Below are 12981 nucleotides of genomic sequence, written 5' to 3'. Positions count from 1 at the left end.
CTTCGCCATGAATGCAAAACCGCTCGCTTGCGCGATTTTTTTCCAACTATTGGTTGCTCCCAATTTTGCTCAATCGGATTTCTCAGCCATAGATGCCCACGCCCGCTCCCTCCCCTTTCACGGCGAAAAAGACCTCGTGCGAATCACCGATTCGCTGACCAACCGTTTTGAAACTGACCTGGAAAAAGGCCGCGCCATTTTCACTTGGCTCACCGAGCACATCGCCTACGACTGCGGCCAGCAAAACCGCCTCGAAGCCGAGCCGGAAGCGGCTGCCCACCCGCACTATTACGCTCACCAACAAGTCGGGCTCATCCTCAAGCGCCGCCGCACGCGCTGCGAAGGCTATGCGTTCATGTTCAAAACCATGTGCCGCTTGGCAGGCGTTTACGCGACCACTCGCGAAGGCTACGCCCGCTTCGACGGCAGAAAAGTGGACCCTGCCATGGTGGAGCCAAATCACGCTTGGAGTGCCGCCTGCTTCGACGGCGAATGGTTTGAAATGGATTTGAGCGCCGCTGCCGGGCAATGTAGCGGGGGCCAATTCCGCCGCGAGCGTCGCGAGGAGTTTTTTTTGCTCAACGAAAAAACGCTTGAGCGGCTCTATATCCCCATCGAGGACGGACGCCACTCGAACAATTCCGGGCGCATCATCTTGAAATTTTAGGCAGCCCCTTTATCTGATGACTGCCGTTCACATGGAGCGAGTGCTTCGGAAACGACCATTACAACACCGACTCGGCACGTTTTTCGGCCAAGCGTTCTTTCAGCTTGCGCCAGCTCGGCCCCATCAACTTGTTCATGCCTTTGTCCACGACGTAGTGCGTGGCGATGTTCGCCAAACCACGCACGCGTGCGGGCAACGAGCCAAATGAGCGCAGGCTGATGGAATAGCCACCGTCGGTGTACTCGATGTAGTGCCAATAACCGGAGGGCATGAAAAGCGTCTCGCCCGGCTGGAGCATCACCTCGTAGCCTTTGGCTTGTGCCAGCGCCGGGTATTTTTCGTAGTCGGGATGGTTCAAATCCACATAGCTGGCCACCGTGAAGGGGTGATGGTAGAGATTGACCCCTTGGTCGGGCGCAAAGAGGATGACCCGTTTGCGGCCATGTATTTGATTGAGAAAAACATGGCTCATGTCAATGTCGTAGTGCAGCGCCACCTTGGAGCTCTCGCCGCCAAAGAACATGAAGGGCAGCTCGTCCACAAAACCATCCATGATGGTCGGGATGCTAAAATCGTGGCGTAGTTCGGGCGCCACGCGGAAAATGTTCCACAGGAAAATGCGCAGGTCGTTAGGCCCGCTTTCGAGGATTTCAAGGTATTCCTTGAATGATATCACGCGGTCGGGGGTCATATAGCCTCGCCCGGGTTTGGAGTAGTTGTTGGACACCACCGGCACGCGGAGGTGGCCGTATTGGGCTTTGAAGTGTTCTATTGTCCAGCGTTGCCGAGCTGGCCAAGAAGCGGTGAGGTCAGTAAAGACGACTGGCTTCATGGGGGTTAGATATTCAGCGGCAAAAGTCTCGCGGGTGAGGCCAGTGCGGCGGTCAACGGGTAAAAGTTCCAGCATAAGCGACATGATTTTAGGTGAACGAATGTGCCGATAGTGGTGATGCCGGGTCTTTGTTCGGGTGGCAAAAGTAAAAAGGAAGTTAATTGCGGATATGCCGGGTTTGGAATGTTAACCTGATTTTGACAAGCGCCGTCCTGTTGAGGTTGCAGCACTTTGTGGCAGTAGGTTGTTTTTCAACGTATTATGAGCCGTCGCGCAAATTTTGTTCAAGGCATAAAAGGCGAACAAAGGTCAAAAATGGCTGCCACAAATGTTCGAGGAAAGCCAGCGATGCCCCGCAGCCATGCCGAATGAAAGGGTGTCGCCTTCATGCTTTATGGCGCATCCCATTTGGCGTTTGTCTCGGCAATGTCCGAAAAACCCACATTCGCAGGCTACGCAGAAAGTGATTTTGCCGAAATCTCTACCTTTGCCGCGTTTCCTTCACATAACCCAACCGCTCAACCCCTCTCAACCTCTTAACCCTCACTACATGGCAGACATAACCCAGTTGAAAGAACTCGCCGCGCAAGTACGCCGCGACATCGTGCGCATGGTGTTCAATTGTCAAAGCGGGCATCCCGGCGGGTCGCTCGGGTGCACAGAGTTTTTTGTGGCACTTTACGGCAGCGTGCTCAAACACAAGCCCAAACCCTTCAAGATGGAGGGCAAGGGGCAAGATTTGTTTTTTTTGTCAAACGGGCACATTTCGCCTGTTTGGTACTCTGTGCTGGCGCGCACAGGCTATTTCGACGTGAAGGAACTCAATACTTTCCGAAAAATAAATTCCCGACTGCAAGGCCACCCCGCCACCCACGAAGGGCTGCCGGGCGTGCGCGTGGCCTCCGGCTCGTTGGGGCAGGGGCTGTCGGTCGCCATCGGTGCGGCGCTCGCCAAACGGCTCGACGGCGACCCGCGTTGGGTGTTTTGCCTGACTGGCGACGGCGAATTGCAGGAGGGGCAATGTTGGGAGGCACTTCTTTTTGCCGCGCATCATAAAGTGGACAATCTCATCGTGACGGTGGACTGGAACGGCCAGCAGATTGATGGCCCGAACGACGCGGTAATCGGGTTGGGCAACTTGCCGGCCAAATGGAAGGCGTTTGGGTGGGATGTGTTGGTGTTGGAGAACGGCAACGACTTGGAGGCTGTCGTCGGCGCGCTGCGCCGCGCCAAGCGTCGCACGGGCAAGGGCAAGCCAGTGGTGATTCTGATGAAAACAGAGATGGGCTACGGCGTGGATTTCATGCAAGGCACGCACAAATGGCACGGCAAAGCGCCGAACCAAGAGCAGTTTGAAAGTGCGATGAAACAACTGGCGGAGACGAGTTTGGGGGATTTTTGAAAAATGTCGTAACCGCTTAGGCGGAGGCAGCGCCCCAAAACACATTTCGGGGCGCTGCCCCTTCAAGAAACAATGCGGCGCATCACCTACTTGAAAAAGCATAGCTGTTGATTACAAACAACATCAACCATCTGTCATGATGGTCTCTCCTGCGTGGTTTCACTGAAACACCCCCAGCCTAGGTGCCAATCGTTCATATTCCGCTGCGGACAACGGCTGATTGCCGTACCAAACCTGCTCATAGATGCGTGTGGCCTCGCGGAAAAGCTCAGCCGACGAATGCCCTCTCATCTCTCGCAGGTAGTCGCGGTTCGTTTTTTCAGGCGACCACTTGAGGGCGTTTTGCTCCGACAGGTTTTTGATGATGCGCAAATAACTGATTCGCACCGCGAGGGTATAGTTGCCCCGCCCCAGCGCTTCGCGCAAAAAACGGTCGAGGTCGCTCTCGTGGAGGTAGGTGTCAAGATTGTCGAGCGTGATTTCCACGCCATCGCGTGCAATCTGCCGGTTGCGAGGTGCACGCAACATTCGCCAAATACCGAACGCGATGGCTACCGCCGCAGCCAGAATGGCTATTGTCTGGAGCAAATTGCCCAGCCACTGCGTTGCCGAAGTCCAATCTATATTGCTGTTGCCTACGTTCGGGTCGCGTTGTTTTTTCTCGCGGGGTGGCTTGGGGCGGTCTTTACTGTAGTCCAACCCTTGTGTGGCTTCGTCCCATCGTTCGCCCTTGATGCTGCGCACGGCCATCGGTGCCAACGGCGCAGGCTGATAGGGTGGGGGATTGTTGACGATGTAGTCCTCCTTGGGTTCCTCGTAATAGTAGGGGTATTCTTGCCCGTCGTTCCAGAGCGTGTCCACCTCTTGCGCGGCTGCGGCAAGCGGGAGCGACATGAAGAGCAGGATGTTTTTAATTTTCACTAAATCAAAGTTTTGTTGTCAACACAAATCAACCCCTAAGCACAAGGTCAGACGAGGCTGTTTTTTTAAACGAATTTAGTCAACGCAAGGTGATTTTGAACGAACGACACTTGCAATCCTTTGAAAAATCAAGCAAATCAATCGAGTGAATCCTGAAATCCTCGTTAGAGTTGTTGCGGTGGAGGCCCTTGGCGAAGGAAAGCCCTCCTCCGCAACAACTCTTTTAATCTGGGTATAACCCTTGTACCCCTTGTACCCGCCTAGCGTCATTCGCGTGCCAACCCCCTAATCTGTCGTCCGCTACCCACTTGCTCGATGCCCTCAAAAAGGCTGGTGGCATCGGTGATTTCGCGGCTCGAGAAATACTGTAGGCCACCGCAGAGCGCAATCATCAAGAAAGCAAAATAGAGCAACACGCTCGCGGCGCCGCAAGTGGCGATGGTCGTGTAGGCAGCCATCGCGCCAGCCTGCTGCGGCACCAGCCAGCTAAATAGTTGCAGGGCGAGGCTCCAAACAGGGGTGTCAATAAACATGAAAAGCAGCACTTGCAACATCACCACGAGAAAGCCTAGCGTCAGCCCCTGCCCCCAGCGCATCAGCCGAAAAGCCCGAAGCAATGCCGCCAAAGGGTTGAGTGTCTCAAAATAGATAGCGGCACTCCAAAGCGCCAAAAAAGGATAGGCTGCCATGCCCCACAAAAACGCGGCGCCTTCCTCCCAAAGCTGGAATACGAAGACAAAGCCCAACATTGGCAGCAATATCGGCAAGACCGCGAGCAACATCCTTTTTCGGGAAAAAGGCACTCGCATTTCTGCCGCCATTTCTTGTTCCAATGCGCGAAACGCCGCTATTGTCAGCATGGCGAGGAGCATGATTTGGAAATAGAATAAAAACGGGACCGGGTCATTTTGAAAAAACTGCGCGGTGCCGACTAAGGTGTTGAAAGGCCATCGGGCCTGATTGTCGAGGTAAAAAGTGCTGGCCGGGTCTTGGTGCGAAAGGCCGAACGCAAAAGCCACAAAAAGAGCCGCCGTGCCAAAAAGCCCCCACAAAGTGGTTTTAGGGTGGCGACGCAGCAAGGTGAAAGTATCGGAAAAAATCTCCCCGGCGCTTTTGATGGCATTGAAGTCAATGGCATGTGCGCGGTCGGGCGGAATCTCTTTGTCGTGTGGCGGCTCATGGAAACCGCCAGTTGTTGCCTTGTGGCGGGGGAGCCACACAAAGTACCAAAGTACAAAAGCCAGCGAGGTGAGGATGAACGCCGCCCGCAGCGCATCGGGCGTTTGGGTGTAGCGCGTGAAAAAGCCCTCAAAAAAAGCTGCCAGCAAGATGATGGGCACGATGCCAAAAAACATTTTTAGCCCGCGCCGTATGCTGATTTGAAAGGCTTGCCCGCGCGTGTAGGTGCCCGGAAACAACAACCCCGACCCAGCCACCAGCCCGGAGGCACCAGCGATGATGATGGCGCTAATCTCTAAAGTGCCGTGAATCCAGATGGTGAGAAAGGAATCCCAAAACACGCCCTTTTCGACAAAAAAATATTGAAAAGCACCTACCATGATGCCATTGATGAGCAAGATGAACACGGTGCCGATGGAGGCCAACACACCCAAAATGGCCGTTTGAAAAGCAACGAAAAGATTGCGAGCGGCGATGCTGACCGTCATGCCCCCCGGCGCCTCGCGCTTATATACGGCCATGGGGTCGCCTCCCTCGATGTTGCGCACGGTCATTTCCACATACTCGTCGCCGAGTATGATGCGGGCAAAATCGGGGTTGATGACGCTCGACACCACCCCAATCGAAAAGGCTAGGGCGAACACGCAAAAAGACAGAAAAAACGCCCGTCGCTCCAGCCAGAAAAGTTGTGGCAACTCGTCCGTCCAGAAGCGCCGCAGTCGTTCCACCGGGAGGCGTTTGCCTTGGTAGATGTTGTGGAAAATGCGCTGCGCCAGCGTGTTGAGATACATTCGTACCGAGCGGTTCGGGTAGAAAGTGCGGGCGTATGACAGGTCGTCGGTGATTTGCACGAAAAGTTCGTTCAGCCGAGCGGGGTCGTGCTGGCGCTCGCGGAGCGACTCCTCGAAGTCAGCCCATTTTTCCTTGTTTTGCTCGATGAATTTGGTCTCTTTCATGCTGTGTCAAAACTTGAACGCTACCCAAAACGTGCTGCCTTCGTCCACGTCGCTTTCAAACCCGACCTTGCCGTTCATCATTTCTGCGTAACGCTGCACGATGTAAAGCCCCAGCCCTGTGCCTTGGTAATTAGTGGCGTTGGTGGCGCGGAAGAAACGGTCGAAGAGGTGTTTCTGTTCTGATTTGGGTATGCCGATACCTTTGTCGCGCACACTGATGCGAGCCTCCGATTCATTGGCGGTGCTCTGCACGATGATGGCGGTGTTTTCGGGCGAGTATTTGATGGCGTTGGAAATCAAATTGATGAGGATGTTTTTCAGCAATCCACCATCCAAACGGACAGATGTTGAACCAGTATGCGAATACTGAAGCGTTTGCCCGTTTTTGAACAGGTTTTTCAGTTCCTGATGCACATTCTCGACACAGGCAGGAAGGTCGAGCGGTGCCGATTGGGGTTTGATGTGTCCTTCTTCCAAACGACCCAGCGAGAGAAACTCAGTAAGGATGGTGTTCAGGCTATTCACGGCGTTTTTGATGCGTTCGGCGTGTTTTTTCACGTTGGCGCAGTCGTCTTTGTCGGCATATTGCATGATAAGCCCCGCCGAAGAAAGGACAGCCGTGAGCGGGGTGCGAAATTCGTGTGAGGCCATGCTGACAAAGCGACTTTTCAACTCGCCCAATTCACGTTCTTTTTCGAGCGCAGCGGACAACTCGTTTTTCGCTTGCTCCAACTCTTCGGTTCGTTCGGCTACTTTGCTTTCAAGATTTTCATTCAGTTCTCGAAGGGCGGCAGTCATATCGGCGAGTTCCTGCTTTTTCTGCAAAATAGATTGCTCATAATTTTTCCGAAACGTGTTGTCCACCACGAACGCCACCACCAACTCGCCTTCTGCGGTGGAAAAAGGGCTAAGGCTGACCTCAATCGGAAACTCGGTGCCATCTTTTTTCAAACCAAACAAATCCAACCCGATGCCCATGGAGCGCGGTTGGGGGCGCTGGTGAAAATGCTGCCGGTGCGCCTCGTGTTTTTGGGCGAGCCGGTGCGGGATGAGCACCTCGACGGTCTCGCCCAGCATCTCGCCCGAGGCGTAGCCAAACAGCTGTTCCACAGCTGGATTGGCCATGATGATGTGGCCTTCTTTGTTGGTCAGCAGGATGCCGTTTGAGGCATATTGAAACAGTGCCTCGAACTTGCCTTCTTGTTGCCGCTCTATTTCGCGCAGTGAGATGAACCGCACCACAAAAAAAGCAGCTGCCCAAAAACTGACAATGGGTGGAAGCCGACGCATGAGCACTTGTTCAAAAGGTGCCTCGTGGGGCTTGAGCGCAATCGCAACCACCGTCAAAGTGGTGGTGATGACCGCGAGCAGTATCACGTCGCTTTTTTCTCGAAAATAGATGGCCAGAAAATGCGCCAGCAAATAGGCGAACACGATGTCGAAATGATTAGGCAGCAACAAGTCTGCTGCAAAAACGGCAGCCGTGAACAGCCATATCAGCTGAGCCAGACGAGGGTTGCTTCGTATCGTGTGCATGGGGCGAAGGTATGCAATTAGCAGACAGTCAATATCGGAACTTATTCGCTGAGGAAGCAGTTGGCGTTGGCAAATTATTCATACTTTTGCCCCTCTAAAAAAGTTGGGTCCCGTAGCTCAACGGATAGAGCAACTGCCTTCTAAGCAGTAGGTTACAGGTTCGAGCCCTGTCGGGATCACAAGAAGAAAAGCCTGATTGTCGCATGATGCGCAGTCGGGCTTTTTTCATGCCTCCAGTTGCTTCACCAGATGTTCCCACGCGAATCGCTTCTTTTCCTCGCGCACGCCCTGCTGCATGGCTGAGGCTCTTTCGTGCTCAAAAAAGTCGCGCATGGCCGCTGCAATGGCCGCTGGCTTTGGTGGCACCACATAACCCGACACCTCGTTTTTCACGATTTCCGGCAGTCCGCCCACATCGGTCACAACCATTGGCTTTTCAAACTGATAAGCGATTTGCGAAATGCCGCTTTGGGTCGCCGTTCTGTAAGGTTGCACCACCAAGTCGGCCGCCGAGAAAAACACCCGCACCTGCTCCGTCGGGACGAAGCCCAAGTGCAAGTGTACCCTTTCCGCAAGACCGTTGGCTTCGATTATGTCTTGATAAAACGCCCAATCGTCGTAACATTCTCCCGCTACGATTGCTCTGATACCGGGCGTTTGGCTCAATGCCTTGAGCAACAAATCAAGTCCTTTGTATTTTCTGATGAGGCCAAAAAAAAGCACCACCGGCGCATCCGGCGGCACGTCGAGCAGCCCGCGAGCGGCGTTTTTTCCCAACGGCGTGCCATAGACATCGTAGATAGGGTGCGGGGCATAGCGGATTGGCGGGCGCTTGCCTGATGCGGGCGCTTTCAAAAACTGCTCGATTTGTTTGCCCACCGAATGTGACATCACCACATAATCGTCGCAGCTGCGCACGAAATAACGGGCAAACCCTCTGTCGCCCATTCGTTTTTCATGTGGAATGATGTTGTCCACCAACGCCGTGATGCGGATTTTCTTTTTTGAAAAAAAACGAGCCACGCGCAGCACTGTGCCTAAGCATGGCCCCATGAACGGCAGCCAAAAACGCACGATGATTTGGTCGGGATTTTCCCGCGTGATTTGGTACCCGACCGCGAGCCAATTGAAAGGATTGACGGAGTTGAGCCGGGTTTTGATGTTCAGGTTTGCGGGTGGCGCATCGTCGGTGTACTGTGTTTTTCCCGGAAACAAAAAAGCGGGGTATTGCAGCGAAAAAGAGTAAACCACCACCTCCTTCCCAGCTTCTTGTAGTGCCTGCGCAAGGCGTTCGGACGAGGCCGCGATGCCACCACGCAACGGATGAGCAGGGGAAACAAGGACAATTTTTTTTGTGGACATGGGCGAAAAATAGTTCACTCTAACATGAACACACTCACAGTAGTAGGTTTATACCTCGCGCCGCTAGGTTTTGAGCATGGTCACAATCGCAATCTGCTCAAAATCAGGGGCATCAATCACGGCCATCTGACAAATCCTAGCGAATCAAGGTATACTTTTGAGGAAAAATCGTAAAAACTTGGGTAGAAGATTGAGGATAGAAGTTAGAAGGCTGATTTCATCTCCATTGAAACAGTGTGCAACCCTGAAGCATATCTCTCTGCCCTCTGCCCTCAGGGCAAACGCATCAAAATGGCACAAACCTCGTAGAGGTAAAATGTTGGTAGAAACGCCCCGTTTTCGCGGTGTTTACGACCCCAGCGGGGGCGAATGTCGGTGACCTGTTGGCTGCGATAGACATTTGACCTCTCCGAGGTCATGGTAATTATCACAAAAACACACCATTTCTACCAACATTTGACCTCTCCGAGGTCGTTGTATTTTGATGCGTTTGCCTGGCCATCTACCCTCTGCCTAAGTTTTTTCGATTTTTGAAGGATTGCGAGCGTTGTTCGTTCAAAACCACCTTATCGGACCCTGCGCTCAGAGGGTTGATTTGCATTGACTATAAGAACGCGGCAATGAGGCCAAAGGCTTTAAGGTCGTCAATCGGCAATAAGAAAAAGAAGAAGTTTTTTCATGTAAAACAAAACCGCCGCAACGCATGAGAGTGGGTTGCGGCGGTTTCTTTTTTGAGGTATCGAGCGGATTCGAACCGCTGTAGCAGGTTTTGCAGACCTGTGCCTAACCACTCGGCCACGATACCTTAACGCTCATCTCTCTCCGATGGGGGGGGGCGAGGCTTAAAGCGGGCACAAAGAAAATACTTTTTTCTCAAACCGCACAAATTTCTCCAAACATGAATTTTATTTGGAGCGAACGGCGCAACTGTGCGGCTTTGCATACATTTGGGCGCCTTAACCAACGCCATTTTTTTATTTCGCCAACCGTTTCTCTTCACTGCAAAAATTGTAAAAATCAACATGGGTCAGCGACTTCACCCTTACGACTACGTCATTTTCCTCATCTATTTTGTCGTCGTGGCAGGTTACGGCTACTGGATATATCACCGCAAAAAAGCCGCCGAAGCCAGCTCCAAGGACTTTTTTCTTGCCGAAGGGGCACTCACATGGTGGGCAATCGGCGCTTCGCTCATCGCCTCGAACATCAGCGCGGAGCAGTTTATCGGGATGTCTGGTTCGGGCTTCGCGATGGGCTTGGCCATCGCCTCTTATGAATGGATGGCGGCAGCCACGCTGCTGGTGGTGGCGGTATTCTTGCTGCCAATCTACTTGCGCAACAAAATCTACACCATGCCGCAGTTTCTCGCGCAGCGGTTCAGTCCATTGGTCGCCACCATCATGGCGGTGTTTTGGCTGTTGGTCTATGTATTCGTCAACCTGACATCCATTCTTTATCTGGGCGCGTTGGCTGTCAGCACCATTTCTGGCATCAGCTTCAGCGTCTGCATCTTTGGGTTGTCTTTGTTTGCAATTTTCATCACGCTCGGCGGGATGAAGGTCATTGGCTACACCGATGTGATACAGGTGCTGGTGCTGATTCTGGGGGGCTTGGCCACCACCTATCTGGCGCTCAATCTCGTGGCGGAGCATTTCGGCCAGCAAGGCGCTTGGTCGGGTTTGGCGCTGATGCGCGAAAAAGCCGACTCGCATTTCCACATGATTCTGAACAAAGGCCAGATGCTCATGCCCGATGGCAAGGGAGGCTTAGAGGATGCCTACGAAAAACTACCCGGCATCGCGGTACTTATCGGCGCGATGTGGATTGCCAACCTCAACTATTGGGGCTTCAACCAGTATATCACGCAACGGGCTTTGGGCGCTGACTTGCCGACGGCTCGCGCGGGGCTGCTTTTTGCCGCATTCTTAAAGTTGCTCATGCCGGTCATCGTGGTGTTGCCCGGCATTGCGGCGTATCTGCTGCATCAGAATGGTTATTTTCAAAAAGAAATGCTCGATGTGGTGACACCCGGCTCGGCAGAAACGGCACTCAAGCCCGACCGAGCCTATCCGGTGTTGCTCGAATTGCTTCCGACTGGCTTGAAAGGGCTTTCTTTCGCGGCGCTCACAGCGGCTATCGTGGCTTCATTGGCGGGCAAGGCCAACAGTATCGGCACCATTTTCACGCTGGATCTGTACAAAAAGTATTTCAACCGTGAGGCCGATGAGGCCAAGTTGGTCCGCACGGGCCGCATCGCCATTGTCATTGCCATTGCTATTGGCGCGGTGGTGGCACCTGCCCTGTCCAATTTTGGTCAGGCGTTCCAGTTTATCCAAGACTTTACCGGGTTGATTTCGCCGGGCGTGGTAGCCATTTTTGTGCTTGGCATGTTTTGGAGACGTGCGACGGCCTCCGCGGCTTTGGCGGGTGCGTTAGCAACCATCCCTACTGGGTTGTGGCTCGAAAAAATGTTTGTCGGGATGCCATTCCTGCACCGCATGGGCTGGGTCTTTTTGATATTGGTCAGCCTGATGGTAGTCGTTAGCCTGATTGACAAGCGCGGCCAACAGCGGGTGCGCACCATCGAAGTGGACCCGTCCGAGTTTCGTACCACGACTTCGTTCGCCATCGGTGCCTTGTTGATAGTGGGTGCATTGGCGGCGCTGTACATTGTTTTCTGGTGATAGGGTGCTTTGCTTCGCCCAAACAAAAATCCCTGGCAGAATTGCTCTGTCAGGGATTTTTGTTTTTTCTGAATTGTCTTGAAATGAAATGATTTTGTTGTGTAGGTGAAATCTCAAACCCTTCTAAATCAGACAAATCGAATCTGGGAAATCACACAAATCATTTTCATTATGGTGTTAGTTGGCGCTAGCGCCTTTGGCAGCAGGTTGTTCTTTGACCCGCACTTCGCCAGCGATTTCGAGATATGTTTCGGTAGGAGTGGTATTAGCCGTCACGGTCACGCGCTTGCTTTGTGGGCCGGGTTTGCCTTTTGAGTTGAACTCGACTTTGAGTTCTCCGCTGCCGCCCGGTGGGACGGGTTCTTTCGGCCAAGTCGGCACGGTACAACCGCAGGAGCCTTTGGCGTTGCTGATGATGAGCGGCTCGCTGCCGGTGTTCTTGAATTTGTAGGTGTATTTCACAATTTCGCCTTCGTCAATCACGCCGAAATTGTACTTTTCATTTTCGTATTGGATGGTGGTGGTGGGCAGGTTCGACACGGTAGCGTTCAGGTTCGTGCCGGGGATGTTGCCTTCCATCGCGGTAGGCTCGGCTGCCGAGAGGTTGTTGCTGTTAAGCGAGGTGGATGCGATGGCTGATTCACGGATTTTGTCGTTTTCCGATTTGAACCAGTTTTTGAAGCCGCCGCCGAAAAGGTTGGCGATGAGCAGGAGCGCCAGCAAGGCCAATAGGCCTATTTGAATTTGCTTGTTTCTTTCCATTTTTTCAAAAATATGAGATGGTGAAAGATTGAAATGATGCGTCGGAATTTTCGATGGGGCAAAATTACGGCTTTCGAGACGCGGCTATTTTGGTTTGCAAAAGTTTAACACCGCTTGTCTGAATGGCCTGATTTTCAGTAGGTTCAATCTCTTTTTAAAAGGTGGATTTCAAATTGTAGCAAGCAAATCGGAACGCTGTTCCGATACATGCCGGAACAGCGTTTCGGCGTACATAAGCGACAATTTGAAAAGCCCTTCTTCCGAAACGAAAAACCGCCCCCGCCAAAACTGGCGGGGGCGGCTCACTCATGGGATAGGATTAGAAAAGGTCAGTACATCATCAATTTGCGGCTGGCGGCACCAAACGGTGTTTCGAGGCGACAAGTATAAAGCCCCGGTTCCTGCAAATCGGCGCGGTGCAAGACCACATGATTTTCGCCTGCTTCGTAAGTGCCTTGCTTGGCGCTTACTTCTTTTCCCTTGGCATCAAAAATTCGCAGCACGATGCTTGCCACGGCGGGCAAGCGGAACCAGAGCAACGTCATTTCGATGAACGGATTAGGCGAATTTTGAAACAATTCTACTCCCCCTTCGGCCTTCGTGTGGCCTGCTTGAACGCTAAACTGTGAAGCAATCATGGTGATTAAATTGGCTTCCGCTGGCTGGTTTTCTCAAAGTAT

At 52.9% G+C, this 12981-nt stretch carries 10 protein-coding genes and 2 tRNA genes; 4 read left to right on the top strand and 8 right to left on the bottom strand.

Annotated features, from left to right (window positions below):
* The first annotated feature begins 7 nt into the window (after window positions 1–7).
* Window positions 8–667, top strand: coding sequence for a hypothetical protein (locus KIS77_16075; GenBank protein MCW5923859.1), 660 nt, complete (start codon window positions 8–10; stop codon window positions 665–667).
* A 58-nt stretch (window positions 668–725) separates the two neighbouring features.
* Here KIS77_16075 and KIS77_16070 read toward each other — a convergent pair whose 3' ends face one another.
* Window positions 726–1574, bottom strand: coding sequence for a cupin-like domain-containing protein (locus KIS77_16070; GenBank protein MCW5923858.1), 849 nt, complete (start codon window positions 1572–1574; stop codon window positions 726–728).
* A gap of 475 nt (window positions 1575–2049) precedes the next feature.
* On the opposite strand from KIS77_16070, the gene KIS77_16065 reads away from it, so the two are divergent.
* Window positions 2050–2901, top strand: a complete 852-nt coding sequence (locus KIS77_16065; protein MCW5923857.1) for a transketolase — start codon at window positions 2050–2052, stop codon at window positions 2899–2901.
* A 159-nt stretch (window positions 2902–3060) separates the two neighbouring features.
* On the opposite strand, the gene KIS77_16060 is transcribed toward KIS77_16065, so the two are convergent.
* The 3 genes from KIS77_16060 to KIS77_16050 form a co-directional block, all read right to left on the bottom strand.
* On the bottom strand, window positions 3061–3822 hold the full coding sequence (locus tag KIS77_16060) for a DUF4129 domain-containing protein (GenBank protein ID MCW5923856.1): 762 nt from the start codon (window positions 3820–3822) through the stop codon (window positions 3061–3063).
* A 266-nt stretch (window positions 3823–4088) separates the two neighbouring features.
* A complete protein-coding gene (locus tag KIS77_16055) occupies window positions 4089–5957 on the bottom strand; it encodes a stage II sporulation protein M (protein MCW5923855.1) in 1869 nt (622 codons plus the stop codon).
* Between the two features lie 6 nt (window positions 5958–5963).
* On the bottom strand, window positions 5964–7493 hold the full coding sequence (locus tag KIS77_16050) for a PAS domain S-box protein (protein ID MCW5923854.1): 1530 nt from the start codon (window positions 7491–7493) through the stop codon (window positions 5964–5966).
* A gap of 106 nt (window positions 7494–7599) precedes the next feature.
* On the opposite strand from KIS77_16050, the gene KIS77_16045 reads away from it, so the two are divergent.
* Window positions 7600–7672: transfer RNA gene (locus KIS77_16045), tRNA-Arg, on the top strand.
* Between the two features lie 46 nt (window positions 7673–7718).
* On the opposite strand, the gene KIS77_16040 is transcribed toward KIS77_16045, so the two are convergent.
* Both KIS77_16040 and KIS77_16035 read right to left on the bottom strand, forming a co-directional pair.
* Window positions 7719–8855 carry a glycosyltransferase gene (locus KIS77_16040; protein ID MCW5923853.1) on the bottom strand — a complete coding sequence of 379 codons (1137 nt, stop codon included), beginning with the start codon at window positions 8853–8855 and terminating at the stop codon, window positions 7719–7721.
* Between the two features lie 734 nt (window positions 8856–9589).
* Window positions 9590–9660, bottom strand: a tRNA-Cys gene (locus KIS77_16035).
* A gap of 217 nt (window positions 9661–9877) precedes the next feature.
* Here KIS77_16035 and KIS77_16030 point away from each other — a divergent pair.
* The gene (locus KIS77_16030) at window positions 9878–11539 is read left to right on the top strand and encodes a sodium/solute symporter (GenBank protein ID MCW5923852.1); all 1662 of its coding nucleotides are present in this window, start codon (window positions 9878–9880) and stop codon (window positions 11537–11539) included.
* A 177-nt stretch (window positions 11540–11716) separates the two neighbouring features.
* Here KIS77_16030 and KIS77_16025 read toward each other — a convergent pair whose 3' ends face one another.
* Together KIS77_16025 and KIS77_16020 are read right to left on the bottom strand one after the other, a co-directional pair.
* Window positions 11717–12301 (bottom strand): DUF1573 domain-containing protein, encoded by a 585-nt coding sequence (locus KIS77_16025; protein MCW5923851.1) that lies wholly within the window; start codon window positions 12299–12301, stop codon window positions 11717–11719.
* 329 nt (window positions 12302–12630) lie between these two features.
* A complete protein-coding gene (locus KIS77_16020; GenBank protein MCW5923850.1) occupies window positions 12631–12939 on the bottom strand; it encodes a T9SS type A sorting domain-containing protein in 309 nt (102 codons plus the stop codon).
* Window positions 12940–12981: the final 42 nt, after the last annotated feature.

Source organism: Saprospiraceae bacterium (genome assembly GCA_026129545.1).
Lineage (GTDB): Bacteria > Bacteroidota > Bacteroidia > Chitinophagales > Saprospiraceae > M3007.
This window is presented reverse-complemented; position numbering and strand designations above follow the sequence as displayed.

Coding starts and splice junctions, on each gene's coding strand:
- KIS77_16075 (MCW5923859.1), top strand. CDS start 8: ATGAATGCAAAACCGCTCGCTTGCGCGATTTTTTTCCAACTATTGGTT.
- KIS77_16070 (MCW5923858.1), bottom strand. CDS start 1,574: ATGCTGGAACTTTTACCCGTTGACCGCCGCACTGGCCTCACCCGCGAG.
- KIS77_16065 (MCW5923857.1), top strand. CDS start 2,050: ATGGCAGACATAACCCAGTTGAAAGAACTCGCCGCGCAAGTACGCCGC.
- KIS77_16055 (MCW5923855.1), bottom strand. CDS start 5,957: ATGAAAGAGACCAAATTCATCGAGCAAAACAAGGAAAAATGGGCTGAC.
- KIS77_16050 (MCW5923854.1), bottom strand. CDS start 7,493: ATGCACACGATACGAAGCAACCCTCGTCTGGCTCAGCTGATATGGCTG.
- KIS77_16040 (MCW5923853.1), bottom strand. CDS start 8,855: ATGTCCACAAAAAAAATTGTCCTTGTTTCCCCTGCTCATCCGTTGCGT.
- KIS77_16030 (MCW5923852.1), top strand. CDS start 9,878: ATGGGTCAGCGACTTCACCCTTACGACTACGTCATTTTCCTCATCTAT.
- KIS77_16025 (MCW5923851.1), bottom strand. CDS start 12,301: ATGGAAAGAAACAAGCAAATTCAAATAGGCCTATTGGCCTTGCTGGCG.
- KIS77_16020 (MCW5923850.1), bottom strand. CDS start 12,939: ATGATTGCTTCACAGTTTAGCGTTCAAGCAGGCCACACGAAGGCCGAA.